The organism is Ectopseudomonas alcaliphila, assembly GCF_900101755.1.
GTDB lineage: Bacteria > Pseudomonadota > Gammaproteobacteria > Pseudomonadales > Pseudomonadaceae > Aquipseudomonas > Aquipseudomonas alcaliphila.
Map to the genome: position 1 here is coordinate 1,323,443 of NZ_FNAE01000001.1, position 16,799 is coordinate 1,340,241.

The window sequence follows — 16,799 nt, forward strand, 5'->3', positions numbered from 1 at the left end:
ACAATGCTTTGCAGGCAAGCCATGGACTACTATATGTTTCATCGAACTGCGGCACGACGCAGGACGCGCCAGCCGACGACGCCAGCCAGGACAGTCCATGAGCAACCAGGACAAGCCCCCCATTCATCCCAAGGTGGTCAGCCTCGCCAGCCGTGGTATACAGCCGCGCTTCAGCGACCTGGTACAAGCCTGCCGCAAACTGGTGATGAATCGCCTGGCGGAGCATCTGAGCGGCGTATTCGGTCAAGTCGATGACACTCTGTTCGAATGCGCCGAGAAAGCCGAGAACAACAAGGTGCAGACGCTGTTCTTCGACAACATGCGCGAGATCCGCCGGCAACGCCCGCAGATCGAGCGCAGCTACCACCAGACCATCGCCAACAATTTTTCCGATTTTCTCGACGGCAAGCTGCAGAATCAGACGCCAGCCGAACTGGACCCCGAGCAGTTGGCCCTGGTGCAGAACGAGGATTACGAAGAAACCCTGCAAGTCACCAATATGGTCAGCCGGGTCAAGGCACGTTGCACCCAGCCGCTGTTCGCTCTGGAGCAACGCCTGGCACTGCTCAACAACGGCCAGAAGCTCGGCGAGGACAACAACCCCTTCGGCCCGCAGGCCATCGCCCAGGCGTTTCGCGATGCGCTGGCGCCCTGCCCCTTCCCACTGCAGATCAAGACCATCCTCTACATGCTCTTCGATCGCCATGTGATGCAGAGCCTCGATTCGCTCTATGCTGCGCTCAACCAGCGCCTGATCGATGCCGGCGTACTGCCCAACCTCAAGTACAGTGCGCAGGTCAGTCAAAGCGTCAGCCGCCCCGATGCGCCCGCCACAGAAGCCCCGACGCCCCAACAGCGAGCACCGGGCAGGCCGGGTACGACACCAGCGCCCGTAGAGCCGGCGTTGCTCGACCTGGACCTCAGCGCACCGCCGCCGAGCGATCCGGGCGCGCTGTTCAGCGGCCTGTCCAGCCTGCTCGACGAGCACCGCCAGAGCCATCCGGATGCCCCTCTCCTGGGCGGCACACGGAGCATCATCAGCTTCTCACCGCGCGAGGCCAGCCGCACCTACAGCGCCAGCGAATTGCTCGCTGCGCTCAACCGCATGCAACAGCAGTCGGCCCACGAACTGGCCCAACGCCTGCATCAGCCGCAGGCCGTTGAAGGCCTCAAGGCCGACCTGCAGCAGCAGCTGGAATCGCACAGCAGCCTGCCCGGCGACAGTAAGGTGTCCGATCAGGAAGCCGACGTGATCGACCTGGTTGGCATGCTGTTCGACTTCATCCTCGATGACGAGAATCTGCCGGACGCCTGCAAGACAGCCCTCTCGCACCTGCATACGCCCTATCTGAAAATCGCGCTGCAGGACAAGGCGCTGTTTACCCAGCACCACCATCCGGCGCGGCGCCTGCTCAACACCATGGCCCAGGCAGGCGTGCTGTACGGCAGCGAAGGTGACGAACGCAGCCTGCTGGCCAAGATGCAATGGGTGGTCGAGCGTGTGATCCACGGCTTCAGCGGTGATCTGGGGCTGTTTGACGGCCTGATCGACGAGTTCAACGAGTACGTCGCCACCCTGCGCCACAAGGTCGAGCTGCGCGAACGCCGCGCGGTCGAGGCAGCCAAGGGCCGTGATCGTCTACTGGGGGCCCGCGAGCAGGCGCTTGAGGTGGTTCAGCGCTGCGTCGGGCAGCGCGATCTGCCAACCATCATCCGCAATTTCCTCGAACTGACCTGGGCCGATGTGCTGGTCTTCGTTCTGCTGCGCCATGGCGAGCAGAGTACGGAGTGGCAGCGCGCCTGCGAAGTCGCCGAACAGCTGGCCTGGAGCGGCACGCCGCTGGGCGAGGCCGAGGTGCTGCAGTTGCAGGAACAGCGCGTGCCCATGCTCAGCGACCTGCGCAAGGGCCTTGAATTGCTCGGCGGCTACCATGAGGACGGCATCCGTCGCCTGCTGCAGGACCTGGTGGCCTGCCAGCATGCCGTGCAGGCCAAACAACCGCAGTTGGCCGCCCAGCTCAAACCCACCCTGCCAGAAAGCCCCTTGGGCGCCATGCTCGGTGAGGATGCCGACCTGGCTCGCCAGGCGCCTTCGCGCAGCAAGCTCTCGGCACGCGCACAAGCCCTGGCCAAGGAATTGGCCAGCGTCGAATTCGGCACCTGGTTCGAGTTTGTCGAGGGCAGCAAGACCCGCGTGCTCAAGCTTTCCTGGTTCAGCCCGACCACGCACAACTACATGTTCGTCGACCACAGCGGCCAGCGCGTGGCGATCAAGCCGCTGACCCTGTTGGCCAGCGAGATGGAAAAGGGCCTGGCCCGCATCGTGACACCCGAACGCGCGACTCCGCTGATGGATCGTGCGCTGACTGCCATTTACCGTGTGCTGCAGCGCTTCACTGGGCGCACGGCCGAACCCCGCTGAGGAACTCCCATGGAAGAGCGTCGTCAACACAGCCGCCATGGCACCGAAATGCAGCTGGAGGTCTTCGACCTGAACAGCGGGCAGCGCCTGGGCCGGATAGTCGACCTGTCCGCCGATGGCTTCATGCTGTTCAGCGACACCCCGCACACCGCCGATGCTGTGCTGGAATGCCGCCTGGTGTGCACCTCAGGTAGCGATGCGGTACAGGAAGTACACCTGGGCGCCGATTGCCTGTGGAGCCGCCCTGGCGCCGACGGCCAGCATTGCTGGGCCGGCTTTCATATCATCGATCTGGCCGAAGATCAGGCCAAGGCGCTGGAAAGTCTGCTGGCAAAGCTGTAAGCCCTTAGAGCAGTGCAATCAGCAGGAGCGCTTACAGATGCGCACCATCTCTAACGAAAAACGGAGCCCGAAGGCTCCGTTTTTTATCCAGGCGTAACACCGGGATATCGCATGGTGGCTTACGCCAGCTTCTTGTAACGCACACGGTGCGGCTGCGCGGCAGCATCACCCAGACGCTTCTTGCGGTCAGCTTCGAACTCGGTGTAGTTGCCTTCGAAGAAGTTGACCTTGCCGTCGTCCTCGTAGGAGAGGATGTGCGTGGCGATACGGTCGAGGAACCAGCGATCGTGGGAAATCACCACGGCGGCGCCGGGGAAGTCCAGCAGCGCCTCTTCCAGCGCACGCAGGGTTTCCACATCGAGGTCGTTGGACGGCTCGTCGAGCAGTAGCACGTTGCCACCCTGCTTCAGGGTCAGCGCCATGTGCAGGCGACCGCGCTCACCACCGGAGAGGTCCTTGACGAACTTCTGCTGATCGGCGCCCTTGAAGTTGAAGCGCCCGACGTAACCGCGCGACGGCACCTCGTAGTTGCCGACCTTGATCATGTCGAAGCCGTCGGAAATCTGCTCCCACACGGTCTTGTTGCCTTCGAGCATCTCGCGACTCTGCTCGACGCTGGCGATCTGTACGGTCTCACCGATCTCGATGGTTCCGGAATCCGGCTGTTCCTTCCCGGTGATCATGCGCAGCAGGGTCGACTTACCCGCGCCGTTACCGCCGATCACGCCGACGATGGCGCCTTTGGGAATGCTGAAGGACAGGTCGTCGATCAGCACGCGATCGCCAAAGGACTTCGACACATTGTGGAAGTCGATGACCTTGTCACCCAGACGCGGGCCAGCCGGGATGTAGATCTCATTGGTCTCGCTGCGCTTCTGGAATTCCTGCGACTGCATTTCCTCGAAGCGTTGCAGGCGCGCCTTGGACTTCGACTGACGTGCCTTGGCGCCCTGGCGTACCCACTCCAGTTCGGCCTTCATCGCCTTGGCATGCGACGCCTCGGCTTTGGCTTCCTGGGCCAGACGGTTGGCCTTCGATTCCAGCCAGCCGGAGTAGTTGCCCTCGTAGGGGATGCCGTGGCCACGGTCCAGCTCGAGAATCCAGCCAGCCACGTTGTCGAGGAAGTAACGGTCGTGGGTGATGGCCACCACGGTGCCGGGGAAATCGTGCAGGAAGCGCTCCAGCCAGGCCACCGAGTCGGCATCCAGGTGGTTGGTCGGTTCGTCCAGCAGCAACATATCGGGTGCCGACAGCAGCAGGCGACACAGCGCCACGCGGCGCTTTTCACCACCGGACAGGTGCTCGATCTTCGCATCCCAGGCCGGCAGGCGCAGGGCATCGGCGGCGACCTCCAGCTGACGCTCCAGGTTGTGGCCATCGGAAGCCTGCAGGATGGCTTCGAGCTTGGCCTGCTCGGCGGCCAGGGCGTCGAAGTCGGCGTCCGGCTCGGCGTAAGCGGCGTAGACCTCGTCGAGACGCGCCTGGGCCTGTTTGATCTCGCCTACGGCCTCTTCGACGATGTCGCGCACCGTCTTGCTCGGGTCGAGCTGCGGTTCCTGCGGCAGGTAGCCGACCTTGATCCCCGGCATCGGACGGGCTTCGCCGTCGATCTCGGTGTCAACGCCGGCCATGATGCGCAGCAGCGTGGACTTACCGGCACCGTTGAGGCCCAGCACGCCGATCTTGGCGCCTGGGAAGAATGACAGGGAGATGTCCTTGAGAATTTCACGCTTCGGCGGGACGACCTTGCTGACCCGATGCATGCTGTAGACGTACTGAGCCATGGAGAACCTGACTGGTGAGAATGAGGGCTGAAAATGGCGGGCCTTGCAGACACTGCGACAACGTTGCGAGTGACGATACTGGCAACGCCGGCAGTCTACCTGGTGATAAACCGCTGGTGTGTGCCGGCCTGGCCGCCGTATTACCGGCTGCAGGCAGTTTTTATGAGGCCTGCGGCGGGGCGTTGGCAGAGACCTTAGCCCCTGCCGGAGCGAACGCCAAGTACCGCGCGGACAGTTCACGCGCGCGACGCAAAACTACCGGAATGTGCGTGGCAGGGCAAACCGACGTTCGTCGGCACAGCTGGCACTTGGCCACGTTTGCAGGCATTCTAGCCGGCTCGCGCGAACGCCAGCACGCCTGCGCGTCTCAAAGCTTAAGATAGCCCAGCACTGGCTGCAGGTTCACAGAACGTGTCGACTCCCTCATCCCTGCCTTCCTCTTCTCCGGGCGAGTCGCGCGCAGCATTGCGCCGCGCACTGGTGGTGCTGGTGCTGGGGATACTGGTATTGCTGGCCTGGCAGCTGACCCAGGAATATCGCCAGTTGCTCGATACCCAGAAGCAGCTGAGCCAGGGCTACAGCGCCCAACTGGCCAAGCACCTGAGCCTGAACATGCGCCTCAAGGCGCAGGCAGGCCAGGCGATGCTGCAAAGCAGCCCAGCGCGCGCTGGCGACGGCAGCGAGTTGGTCACGACACTGCGCAGCATCTTCCCGACCCTGAACAGCGTGGCCTGGCTCGACGCCAACGGGCAGTTGCTGGCCGACAGTGCCAGCGAGTCGCGCGACCTCAGTTTCATTCGCAACCAGCAGCAACGCAGCGGCGCGACGCCCTATCACTTCGCCTTCAGCGCACTGGACGGCGGTGCGCTCTACCTGCTGCTGCGCCAGCCCGACGACAGTCACCGGGTATTGCGCATGCGCACCAGTGCGCTGCGCGGCTGGCTGCGCGAGCAGCATCGGAGCGAGCACGCATGGTTGCTCGAAGATCTGCTCAGTCACCGCGTGATAGCGCGCGCCGACGACCTGCAGCAGGCAGGCGGCATCATCGCCCCGGTTACAGCCGCAGAACAGGCGCAAAGCCTGGAGCTGATCACCCTGCCCGGCAGCGACTGGCAACTGCGCGCCCTGTTCGATGCAGACCGCGCCGGCAACGAGTTGATGCCGACCCTGGCCGGCAAGTTCCTGCTGTTCGCGCTGTGCACCCTGCTTACTCTGCTGGCCCTGTACGGCCTGCAACGCGAGCAACGTAGCCTGCAGCGCCTGAATACCGAATCACGCCGCTCGCTGCGCCAGGCCGCCAGTGCACTCGGCGCTGTCGAAGAACGCATTCTGGTGACTCAGGCCGACGGCAAATTGCGCTACCTGAACCCGCAGGCCGAAGCACTGTTCGGGGTTACCAGCGAAGCGGCCGGGGAGCTCCATTTACTAGATCTGCTGCCCGATCTCGACCCGTTGCTGCTCAACAGCCCACAACTGAGCAGCGACCTGGGACCGGAGCTGATCAGAGTCGAAAGCGAGGGGCGCGCGCGGCTGTTCGCCGTGACCCGTAGCGATATCAGCGAGGTCGGGCGCCATGCCGGTTACGTCTGGGTGCTGCGCGATGTGACCGATGAACAGCAGGCCATGCGCGTACTGCAGGAAACCCGCAGGCGCTATCAGGACATCTTCGAAGGCACGGGCGTGGCCCTCTGCGTACTCGATCTCTCCGGCCTGCGCGGCCTGTTGCTGCAGCACAAGTTGCGCGATGCGGCGGGCCTGCAGCGCTGGTTGCAGGCCGATGCAGGGCATCAGCAACGGCTGGTCGAGCAACTGCGTATTACCGAGGCCAACCAGGTGGCGCTCAACCTGCTCGGGGTGAAGTCCACCGAACAGGCCTGGCAGCAACTGATCGACAACGGCCCGGTGCAGCCGGACGATCTGCGTTACCGCCTGGCCGTGGCCGTGCTCGAAGGCCCCAACCTGATGGAACTGGAAACCCAGTTGGTCACCGCACAAGGCTTGCAGCGGCACGTCTGGCTGGTGCTGCGCCTGCCGGAGATGCTCCAGGACTATCAGGCCGTCACCCTGAGCATCAGCGACATCACCAGCCGCAAGCGCATCGAGCTGTCGCTGATCGAGCGTGAACGCTTCTGGTCCGAGGTGGTTCGCTCGGTCCCCGACCTGCTCTACGTGCATGACATGCAGAACCGGCAGGTCCTGTTCAGCAACCACAGTCTCGGATTGCAGTTGGGCTATAGCGTCGGCGAGCTCAAGGCAATGGCCGGGGAGTTCTGGGAGCAGGTACTGCACCCGGACGACAGCGAATACTACTGGCGCATCCGCAACCTGCAGAAAGTGGTCGGCGACGGCCTGTTGCTCGAATCGGTGCTGCGCTGGCGTCACCGCGACGGCCATTGGCGCTGGTTCAGCATCCGTGAGCAGGCGCTGGCACGCGATGGCCGCGGTCGTGTCAGCCGCCTGATCGGCGTGGCCAAGGACATCACCGAACAGATCGAACGCAACCAGTCGCTGCGTGACAGCGAGCAACGCTACCGCCTGCTGGCGGAAAGCATCAGCGACGTGATTGTCTCCACCGACGACAGCCTGGTCCTGAACTACGTCAGCCCCTCGGTGGAGACCATGCTCGGCTACAACGCCGAATGGGTGACAGCCAACGGCCTGCAAGGTCTGGCGGCCAACCCGCAGCAGCTCGCCAGCCTCTACCTGCTGCTCGAACGCATTCGCGATTCGCTCGGCGAGCGGGACCGCCTCAACCGCCTGCGCGAAGAGCTGCCGGATCAGTTGTTCGTGTTCGACTGCCTGCGTGCCGACGGCCACAAGATCCCGGTGGAACTGCGTCTGGTGCTGATGTGGGACGAGAACGGTCGCTTCGAAGGCATCCTTGGCGTTGGCCGCGACATCAGCCAGCAACGCCGCGCGGAAAAAGACCTGCGCATGGCCGCCACGGTCTTCGAGCACTCCAACGCCGCGATCCTGGTGACCGACCCGGCCGGCTACATCGTGCAGGTCAACAAGGCGTTCAGCCGTGTCAGCGGCTACTCCGCGGGTCAGGTGCTCGACCAGCTCCCAGGCATGCTCACCGCCGACCGCCAGCAGGCGGCGCACCTGCAGTACATCCTCGGCCAGCTCAATCAGCGCGGCAGCTGGGAGGGCGAGGTGTGGCTCAAACGCAAGGGTGGCGAAAACTTCCCGGCCTGGGTCGGCATCACCGCGGTGCATGACGAGGAAGGCGACCTGGTCAGCTACGTGTGCTTCTTCAGCGACATCAGCGAACGCAAGGCCAGCGAACAGCGCATCCATCGCCTGGCTTACTACGATGCCCTGACCCATCTGCCCAACCGCACCCTGTTCCAGGATCGTCTGCACAGCGCCCTGCAGCATGCCGAACGGCATGACGAATGGGTGGTGCTGATGTTCCTCGACCTCGACCGCTTCAAGCCGATCAACGATTCCCTCGGTCACGCCGCCGGCGACCGCATGCTCAAGGACGTGGCCGTGCGCCTGTCAGCCTGTGTCGACGGCGACGACACCGTGGCACGCATGGGCGGCGACGAGTTCACCCTGCTGTTGCAGCCGCGTGCCACCCGTGAGGGCGCGTTGAATCGCGCCATTCATGTCGCCGAGCAGATTCTCTCCAGCCTGGCGCGCCCTTTCGTCCTCGAAGGACGTGAATTCTTCGTCACCGCCAGTATCGGTATCGCCCTCGCCCCGCAGGACGGTAACGAGCTGAGCCAATTGATGAAGAACGCCGACACTGCGATGTATCACGCCAAGGAACGCGGCAAGAACAACTTCCAGTTCTACCAGGCCGACATGAACGCCAGCGCCCTGGAACGCCTGGAACTGGAAAGCGACCTGCGCCACGCCCAGGAGCAGGGCCAGTTCGTGCTGTACTACCAGCCGCAATTTTCCGGCGACGGCCACCGCCTGACCGGCGTCGAGGCACTGCTGCGCTGGAGTCACCCAATACGCGGCCTGGTACCGCCGGATGAATTCATCCCGGTGCTGGAGGAGCTCGGCCTGGTGGTGCAGGTCGGTGAGTGGGTACTGGAGGAAGCATGCCGACAGCTCAAGGCCTGGCATGAGGAAAAGATCCGCATCCCCAAGATCTCGGTCAACCTGTCGGCCCGGCAGTTCGCCGAAGGCGATCTGACGACGCGCATCGCCGCCATTCTGACCAGAACCGAGGTGCCTCCGGCCTGCCTGGAAGTGGAGCTGACCGAAAGCATCCTGATGCGCGACGTGGACAGCGCAATGCAGACCCTCAGCGAACTCAAGCACTTGGGCCTGTGCATCGCCGTGGATGATTTCGGCACCGGTTACTCGTCGCTGAACTACCTCAAGCAGTTCCCCATCGACGTTTTGAAGATCGACCGCAGCTTCGTCGACGGTCTGCCGGACGGCGAACAGGATGCGCAGATCGCCCGCGCCATCATCGCCATGGCACACAGCCTGAACATGATGGTGATCGCCGAAGGCGTGGAAAGCCATGCGCAGCTGGACTTCCTGCGTGAACACGGCTGTGACGAAGTACAGGGCTACCTACTGGGCAGGCCTATGCCTGCACGTCAGCTCACAGCCCAGTTCAGCGGTGCAGCGCTGTTCATGCTGAGCTAACGCCACAAGGCAGATTGGCCGCCCCTTGCGCACCAGCAGCATGAAGGCCATTTGTCAGGCTCATGACCGACCTTCATATGCCTGAATGCGACCTTTGCGGTAGAATCCGCCGCCTATTTCTTCCGCCCAACTGGTTTTCAGGGGATTGCTATGTTCAGCCGTGATTTGAACCTCGCTCGTTATGACGCCGAACTCTTTGCCGCGATGGAGCAGGAAGCTCAGCGCCAGGAAGAGCACATCGAGCTGATCGCCTCGGAAAACTACACCAGCCCGGCGGTGATGGAAGCCCAGGGCAGCGTGCTGACCAACAAGTACGCCGAAGGTTATCCGGGCAAGCGTTACTACGGTGGTTGCGAGTACGTCGACGTGGTCGAGCAACTCGCCATCGACCGCGCCAAGGAGCTGTTCGGCGCCGACTACGCCAACGTCCAGCCGCACTCCGGCAGCCAGGCCAACAGCGCCGTCTACATGGCCCTGCTCAACGCCGGTGACACCGTGCTGGGCATGAGCCTGGCCCACGGCGGCCACCTGACCCACGGCGCCAGCGTCAGCTTCTCCGGCAAGATCTACAACGCCGTGCAGTACGGCATCAACGACCAGGGCCTGATCGACTACGACGAAGTCGAGCGCCTGGCCATCGAACACAAGCCGAAGATGATCATCGCCGGCTTCAGCGCTTACTCGCAGGTGCTGGACTTCCCACGCTTCCGCGCCATCGCCGACAAGGTCGGTGCCTACCTGTTCGTTGACATGGCTCACGTGGCGGGTCTGGTCGCTGCCGGCCTGTACCCGAACCCGGTGCCGTTCGCCGACGTGGTCACCACCACCACTCACAAGACCCTGCGCGGCCCGCGCGGCGGCCTGATCCTGGCACGCAAGAACGAGGAGCTGGAGAAGAAGTTCAACTCCGCAGTATTCCCGGGCGGCCAGGGCGGCCCGCTGGAGCACGTCATCGCCGCCAAGGCCGTGTGCTTCAAGGAAGCGCTGCAGCCTGAGTTCAAGGCCTACCAGGCTCAGGTGATCAAGAACGCCCAGACCATGGCCCAGGTGTTCATCGACAACGGCTACGACGTGGTCTCCGGCGGCACCGAGAACCACCTGTTCCTGCTGAGCCTGATCAAGCAGGACATCACAGGAAAGGATGCCGACGCCGCTCTGGGTCGCGCCTTCATCACCGTGAACAAGAACAGCGTACCGAACGATCCGCGTTCGCCGTTCGTCACCTCCGGCCTGCGTATCGGCACCCCCGCCGTCACCACTCGCGGCTTCAAGGAAGACGAATGCCGTCAACTGGCAAGCTGGATCTGCGAAGTGCTGGCCAATATCGGCAACGATGAAGTCGAAGGCCGCGTGCGCGAGCAGGTCAAAGCCCTGTGCGCCAAGTTCCCGGTCTACGGCAACTGAGGCTAGCAGGCTGCTGAAAAACCACCTGCCTGCATGCCTGAAACGAAGAAGCCCGCCGATTTGGCGGGCTTCTTTTTGCCTTCTAGATTTCCTTGTCGTGCACGGGATACAGCCGGTGCGCACAGCGCACCCTACTGAACTCCGCGGGCCGTAGGGTGTGCCATGCGCACCCACAACGAAGCGGGCTTTACCGCCTACGCCGGCTGTTTCACATAGCGCGCCAACTGCGCGTCACGGCTCATCACCTCGAGCGTGGCTGCCAGCACCTGCTCACTGGTGGCGTCGGCTTTACTGAAGATGCTGCCGAAGTTGTCGTGAGTGACCTTGGCGAAATGCGCACGATCCTGAGCCTCCACACCCAGCAAGGTGGCGTAGGCGTCCAGCGCTTCGCCCTGGCCCATCGCCATGTCTTCAGCGATGGAGTCGAGCATGCCGTTCATCGCCAGCATGGAGCGGCCGTTGTAGCCCAGCGCGCCACTGGTGTCGCAACCGTTGGTACCGGAAGTCATACCGAAAGTGGCATTACCCGAAGTGCCATTGGTGGTGGTGGCCAGGAAGTGCGGCGCCATGCCACGCTGCCCTTCGAACAGCATGTTGCCCCAACCACAGCCATTGCCACCTGCAGCGTCGGCAAATGCACCAACACTGGCCATGCTCAACAGGCCGAAGACCAAACCGTTGCCTAGCAGTCGCTTGCTCATATGTGTCGCTCCGCAATATCGAGTAATAAAAACTACACAAGGAGCTTTGGCGAGACTTGGCCACCTGTCAAACTGATATATCTCAGTTGTGCGCCAGGGCACAGGTCTGCAGCACAGGCTCAATAGCCTTGGCTATAGTGATGTAAATCCTTCAGGAGTATAGGCATGAGTGAATCAGCCAACGAGCGTCGGCGCTTTCAGCGCATCGCCTTCGACGCCCCCACCGTGATTGCTCAAGGTGAGCGGCAATGGTCGGCAGCTCTGCACGATATTTCACTCAAGGGCCTGCTGGTCAAAACCCCACGTGACTGGAACGGGGACCCGAACCAGCCCTTCGAAGCCCTTATCGAACTGGGTGACGAAGCCAAGGTGAAGATGGAAGTGGTGCTGACGCGCACCCAGCCGCAGTCTCTTGGTTTCGTCTGCCGCCATATCGATCTGGAGTCCATCAGCCACCTGCGCCGCCTGGTCGAACTCAACCTCGGCGATGAACAGCTGCTGGAGCGCGAACTGGCGGCATTGGGCGAAGACGATTAGCCGTCAGTGGCGCAGACAGGCAGCCTCAGCCTGTTCACGACGCTGGCGACGCGCCTGGATACGCTGCGCCTGACGGCGTGCATCGCGCGACTCAACGGCCTTGGCGTCGAAGTTGAAAGCCCGGGAAAAGAAATCGAAGAACAGGAACATGATGGTGTCTCCTTCAGTGGATACGCCTTCATGCTGCGCGCCGATAGCTTGCTACCTGTTGATCTCAGTCAATTTTCGCCGGTGCCTGATCGCGGCAGAACGCCGCATGCCCGGATCGCGGCTAAAGCCCCTCCCACAGTGGACTCAGGGCACTTGTGGGAGGGGCTTTAGCCGCGACTTTCTTTATTCGAACAATGCATCCAGCGCCTGCTCCAGACGCGTGACAGCGACGACCTGCAAGCCCGGCGGAGCTTCCTTGGGCGCATTGCCCTTAGGCACGATAGCGCGTTTGAAGCCATGCTTGGCCGCCTCTTTCAGACGCTCCTGACCACTCGGCACCGGACGGATCTCGCCGGACAGGCCGATCTCGCCGAACACCAGCAAGTCATGCTGCAACGGCCGGTTGCGCAGGCTGGAGATCACCGCCGCCATCAGCGCCAGATCTGAGGCTGTTTCCAGCACCTTGACCCCGCCGACCACATTGAGGAACACGTCCTGGTCATAGGTCGGGATGCCGCCGTGGCGGTGCAGCACCGCCAGGAGCATGGCCAGGCGGTTCTGATCCAGGCCCAACGTGACGCGGCGCGGATTGCCCAGGTGGCTGGTGTCGACCAGGGCCTGCACCTCCACCAGCATCGGCCGCGAGCCTTCCCAGGTGGCCATCACCACACTGCCTGGCACGGCTTCCTGAGCGCGGGTGAGGAAGATCGCCGAGGGGTTGGAAACTTCCTTCAGGCCCTTGTCGGTCATGCCGAACACACCCAGTTCGTTGACCGCGCCGAAACGGTTCTTCACCGCCCTCAGCAGGCGCAGACGACCGTCTGACTCGCCCTCGAAATACAGCACGGTGTCGACCATGTGCTCCAGCACGCGCGGGCCAGCCAGCGCGCCTTCCTTGGTCACGTGGCCGACGAGAAAGATCGCCGTGCCGCTCTGTTTGGCGAAGCGCACCAGCAGCGCCGCACTCTCGCGCACCTGAGCGACGCCGCCGGGGGCAGACTGCAGTTGCTCGGTGAAAATGGTCTGGATCGAGTCGATGACCATGACCTTGGGCTTTTCCTGGCGCACGGTGGCGATGATCGACTCGATGCAGGTTTCGGTCATCACCTTGAGTTTGTCCTGCGGCAGATCCAGGCGGCGCGCACGCATGGCCACCTGCTGCTGCGACTCCTCACCGGTGACGTAGAGGGCGGGAAAACGCGTGGCAATATTGCACAGGGTCTGCAGCAGGATGGTCGACTTGCCGATGCCAGGGTCGCCACCGATCAGCACCACCGAGCCATCCACCAGGCCGCCACCGAGCACCCGATCCAGCTCGCCGGATGCGGTGGAAAAGCGCGGAATTTCCTCGACACTGACTTCAGCCAGGGTCTTGATATTGGCCTTGTCGCCGGCCCAACCAGTGCGCCCGCTGGGCGTGGCGCCCTCGACCACGGCTTCGACCAAGGTATTCCAGGCGCCGCACTCACCACACTGCCCTGCCCATTTGGGAAAGGTGGCGCCGCACTCGGTGCAGCCGTACATGCGTTTTACCTTGGCCATTGCGATCAATCCTGCCGCTGAACGAAGGCTGGAACGATACCGAACAACTGGATAAATTTACAGACCACACCACTCTGCCCGGAATGCTCATATGCAGATCCAACTGTTACCCACCAGCGCCGAACAGCTGCCGCTGCTGGCCAACCTCTACCAGTTCTACGCCTACGAGAGTTCCGACTGGGAGCAGGAGGATGTAGAGACGGACGGACGCTTCTACATCCACCAACCACACTTGCAACGCTACTGGCAGGAACCGGGCTGGAGTGCGCAGCTGATCCTCGCCGATGGTTTCATCGCCGGCTTTCTGCTGATCGAGCGCAGCGACCTGCCGGGTATCGATGCGCCGGAATTCGCCGATCTGTTCATCCTGAAAAAGTATCGCCGCCACGGCATCGGTCGCGCGCTGGTGCAGCAGGTAATGGGCGACGGCAGCCCGTGGCTGCTGCGTTTCTATCGTCAGGATGAGCTGGCTTGCGCGTTCTGGCAGCCGCTGTTGAGCGAATGGCCCAGACCGGCGCGCCCGGTGTGGACGGAAGAAGAGGCGGACGGGCTGCTCACTTATCTGATCAACCCGCCCGTGCATTGAAAACGTCTGAGCGCAGGAGCCCGCTTGCGGGCGTTCAGCCTTGCACAAACATCGCCGGCCAGCCGGCTCCTAACACTCAGCCCTTGCAGCCATTGCCACAACCGCAGCACTGACCCGCGGCACGTTTGAGCTGGCGCGCCAGCTCGTCCTTCATCGCTACGCGGTTGAGTTTCAGCGCACTGAGAGTGACATCATCGAGCAACTCGATACCGTCCTCGATACGGCAGATGCGCTTGTCCAACGCTTCGTACTCTTCGGCCTGGCGAGAGAAATGTTCATCGCTCTGGCGCAGACGCTGCAGTTCGTTGCGCAGTTCGGGGAAATCATGAACCAGCGGATGGTGGTCGACGTGCATGATGAAGCCTCTGACAAGGAAGATGGCTCCAGCCTAGCGCCACACGTCGCCCGCTCACTTGATCAGGATCAAGCACTGCCCGCCTTGCGCAGCAGCTCGGCGATCTCGTCCTTGAGTCCCACCCGCTGCAGCTTGAGCCCCTGCAGGGTGAGATCATCGGCAGACTCGCGGCCATCCTCGATTTCATAGATGCGCTTGTCCAAGGCTTCATATTCGCTGGCCAGGTGGGGAAAGTGCGGGTCACTCTGCATCAACTTGCGTAACGCATCGTGCTGTTGCGGAAATTCTCGATTGAGCGGGTGATGTTCAAGCGGCATGGAGGACTCTCCCCAGAGATGGTTCTCTTAGCCTAGTCGAAGCTGGGCTACGTGCAGCCAGTGAAACATCGGCAGGCAAGACACCGGGCAGCGAACTCCAGCCGCGCCAGCACTCCGAAATGAAATGTTGCAGCTTTTCTGCTTTTTCCACTGCACTTACGCTAAATTGACCGGCCATTAGCCACTTATCCCTCTACATGACACTCCTGATAGCGTTCGCTGTCCTCTCCATTCTGGTTTCGTTCATCTGTTCCATCCTCGAAGCCGCCCTGCTCTCCCTCACGCCCAGTTACATCGCTCAGCAGAAGGTCGCAAAACCGCAGCTGTACGAAAGGCTGAAAGAGCTCAAAGACAAGATCGACCAGCCGCTGGCGGCCATCCTGACCCTCAACACCGTGGCCCATACCGTCGGTGCGACCGGTGTCGGTGCCCAGGTGGCCATCGTCTTCGGTGACGGTTATCTGGGTATCGCTTCGGCGGTCATGACCCTGCTGATCCTGGTGCTTTCGGAGATTCTGCCGAAGACCATCGGTGCCCGTTACTGGCGTACTCTGGCACCCATCCTGCCGAGCCTGCTGCGAGCAATGATCCTGCTGCTCAAGCCGTTCATCGTCATGTCGGACCTGATCATGCGTCTGTTCGGCGGCAAGGAGCCGGAGCACGACATTCGCCAGGAGATCAAGGCGCTGACCCTGCTTGGCCGCGAAGTGGGCAAGCTCGACGAAGACGAGCAGCGGGTGATCAGCAACATCCTCGATCTGCACGAAATTCGCCTGCGCGACATCATGACGCCGCGCATCGTCTGTGAATCTGCGGCGCCGGATGAATCGATCGCCGCGTTCAAGGCGCGTGCCCGCGAGAGCCAGTTCTCCCGTTACCCGGTGATCGGCGAAGACGAGTCGCCGCTGGGTGTGGTGTTCCGTTATGACGCCCTGGCGGCCGAGAACGACGGCGAACCGATCACCCAGATCATGAAGCCGCTCAAGGTCGTGCCGGAAAGCATGAACGTGGAAAACCTGATGACCCTGCTCATGCAGGAACGTCAGCACATGTGCCTGGTGTACGACGAGTTCGGTAGCTGGCGCGGCCTGGTGACGCTGGAAGACATCATGGAAACCATCATCGGCAAGCCGATCCTCGACGAGACCGACGATATCCCCAACATGCGCCGCTTCGCCAAGCGCCGTTGGGAACATCGGCTCAAGGCGATCCGCGAAGACTGATCACCAGTAATTCTCCACAGCCACCTGACCCGGCCTGCGGGTCAGGCTCAGATTCAGGCCGCGCGCCTTCAGGCGCTGACGAATGTCGTCGATCATCTGCGGGTTACCGCAGATCATCACCCGCGAATGCTCAGGCGTCAGCCCAAGCCCGGCGGCGCGCTCCAACTCGCCATTGTCGAGCAGCTCGGTGATGCGTGCATTCAGGCAGTCCGGCGCTTGCTCGCGAGTGACCACCGGCAGATAGGTAAGCTTGTCAGCGAACTCGGCCAAGTGCTCCAACTCGGCGAAGCTTCTTATCAGTGGCTGGTAAGCCAACTCGGCACAGGTACGTGCGCTGTACACCAGCACGATACGCGCGAAGCGCTGCCACACCTCGAAGTCCTGCAGGATCGACAGGAACGGCGCGATACCGGTACCGCTACCCAGCAACCATAGGTCACGGCCGTCGACGAAACGATCCAGGGTCAGGTAACCGGTGGCCATTTTCTCCACCAGCAGGCTGTCGCCGACGCGCAGGCGACTCAGCTCGCTGGTGAACTCGCCACCCGGCACCACGATGGAGAAGAATTCCAGATGCTCGTCATGCGGTGCGGACACCAGCGAGTAGGCACGCCAGACCACCGAACCGTCTGCTCGCTCCACCCCCAGGCGCACGAACTGCCCGGCGCGGAAGCGAAAGCCCGCATCGCGGGTGGTGCGCAGGGTGAACAGACTCGGTGTCAGACTGTGCACCTCGAGTAGCGTCTGACGGGTGAACTTGTCGTCACTGACGGTCATAATCGCCCCCTTCATCGAATACCCGCTCAGTCTGGCGCAAAC

14 protein-coding genes are annotated in these 16,799 nt (G+C 62.5%); 7 read left to right on the forward strand and 7 right to left on the reverse strand.

Annotated elements, in window-relative coordinates; all coding sequences use genetic code 11:
- Positions 1 to 97: 97 nt before the first annotated feature.
- Both BLR77_RS06335 and BLR77_RS06340 read left to right on the forward strand, forming a co-directional pair.
- Positions 98 to 2,422 carry a DUF1631 domain-containing protein gene (locus BLR77_RS06335; protein ID WP_074676017.1) on the forward strand — a complete coding sequence of 775 codons (2,325 nt, stop codon included), beginning with the start codon at positions 98 to 100 and terminating at the stop codon, positions 2,420 to 2,422.
- Positions 2,423 to 2,431: 9 nt separating this feature from the next.
- Entirely contained in the window at positions 2,432 to 2,764 is a 333-nt protein-coding gene (locus BLR77_RS06340) for a PilZ domain-containing protein (RefSeq protein ID WP_074676019.1), read from the forward strand.
- 119 nt (positions 2,765 to 2,883) lie between these two features.
- On the opposite strand, the gene ettA is transcribed toward BLR77_RS06340, so the two are convergent.
- Complete coding sequence (gene ettA / locus BLR77_RS06345) at positions 2,884 to 4,548, reverse strand: energy-dependent translational throttle protein EttA (protein ID WP_021487981.1); 1,665 nt, start codon at positions 4,546 to 4,548, stop codon at positions 2,884 to 2,886.
- A gap of 465 nt (positions 4,549 to 5,013) precedes the next feature.
- Here ettA and BLR77_RS06350 point away from each other — a divergent pair, with 465 nt between their 5' ends.
- Both BLR77_RS06350 and glyA read left to right on the forward strand, forming a co-directional pair.
- Positions 5,014 to 9,165, forward strand: a complete 4,152-nt coding sequence (locus BLR77_RS06350; protein WP_174578061.1) for an EAL domain-containing protein — start codon at positions 5,014 to 5,016, stop codon at positions 9,163 to 9,165.
- Positions 9,166 to 9,315: 150 nt separating this feature from the next.
- Positions 9,316 to 10,569, forward strand: coding sequence for a serine hydroxymethyltransferase (glyA, locus tag BLR77_RS06355; RefSeq protein WP_074676021.1), 1,254 nt, complete (start codon positions 9,316 to 9,318; stop codon positions 10,567 to 10,569).
- A 194-nt stretch (positions 10,570 to 10,763) separates the two neighbouring features.
- Here the strand turns inward: glyA and BLR77_RS06360 are convergent, their stop codons facing one another.
- Positions 10,764 to 11,270 (reverse strand): DUF3015 domain-containing protein, encoded by a 507-nt coding sequence (locus BLR77_RS06360; protein WP_074676023.1) that lies wholly within the window; start codon positions 11,268 to 11,270, stop codon positions 10,764 to 10,766.
- A gap of 165 nt (positions 11,271 to 11,435) precedes the next feature.
- Here BLR77_RS06360 and BLR77_RS06365 point away from each other — a divergent pair, with 165 nt between their 5' ends.
- Positions 11,436 to 11,807: a PilZ domain-containing protein gene (locus BLR77_RS06365; RefSeq protein WP_074676024.1), complete on the forward strand. Its 372-nt coding sequence runs from the start codon at positions 11,436 to 11,438 to the stop codon at positions 11,805 to 11,807.
- Between the two features lie 3 nt (positions 11,808 to 11,810).
- On the opposite strand, the gene BLR77_RS25580 is transcribed toward BLR77_RS06365, so the two are convergent.
- Together BLR77_RS25580 and radA are read right to left on the reverse strand one after the other, a co-directional pair.
- Positions 11,811 to 11,957 carry a hypothetical protein gene (locus tag BLR77_RS25580; protein WP_169716322.1) on the reverse strand — a complete coding sequence of 49 codons (147 nt, stop codon included), beginning with the start codon at positions 11,955 to 11,957 and terminating at the stop codon, positions 11,811 to 11,813.
- 183 nt (positions 11,958 to 12,140) lie between these two features.
- Positions 12,141 to 13,499, reverse strand: a complete 1,359-nt coding sequence (radA, locus tag BLR77_RS06370; RefSeq protein ID WP_074676027.1) for a DNA repair protein RadA — start codon at positions 13,497 to 13,499, stop codon at positions 12,141 to 12,143.
- Positions 13,500 to 13,590: 91 nt separating this feature from the next.
- Between radA and BLR77_RS06375 the strand changes: the two genes are divergently transcribed.
- Positions 13,591 to 14,085: a GNAT family N-acetyltransferase gene (locus BLR77_RS06375; protein ID WP_074676029.1), complete on the forward strand. Its 495-nt coding sequence runs from the start codon at positions 13,591 to 13,593 to the stop codon at positions 14,083 to 14,085.
- Between the two features lie 76 nt (positions 14,086 to 14,161).
- On the opposite strand, the gene BLR77_RS06380 is transcribed toward BLR77_RS06375, so the two are convergent.
- The gene (locus tag BLR77_RS06380) at positions 14,162 to 14,440 is read right to left on the reverse strand and encodes an HP1242/YdcH family protein (protein WP_074676031.1); all 279 of its coding nucleotides are present in this window, start codon (positions 14,438 to 14,440) and stop codon (positions 14,162 to 14,164) included.
- 68 nt (positions 14,441 to 14,508) lie between these two features.
- Positions 14,509 to 14,757 (reverse strand): HP1242/YdcH family protein, encoded by a 249-nt coding sequence (locus BLR77_RS06385; protein WP_074676033.1) that lies wholly within the window; start codon positions 14,755 to 14,757, stop codon positions 14,509 to 14,511.
- 197 nt (positions 14,758 to 14,954) lie between these two features.
- On the opposite strand from BLR77_RS06385, the gene BLR77_RS06390 reads away from it, so the two are divergent.
- A complete protein-coding gene (locus tag BLR77_RS06390) occupies positions 14,955 to 15,980 on the forward strand; it encodes a CNNM domain-containing protein (RefSeq protein ID WP_074676034.1) in 1,026 nt (341 codons plus the stop codon).
- Here BLR77_RS06390 and BLR77_RS06395 read toward each other — a convergent pair whose 3' ends face one another.
- Positions 15,981 to 16,757, reverse strand: a complete 777-nt coding sequence (locus BLR77_RS06395) for a ferredoxin--NADP reductase (protein ID WP_074676036.1) — start codon at positions 16,755 to 16,757, stop codon at positions 15,981 to 15,983.
- Positions 16,758 to 16,799: the final 42 nt, after the last annotated feature.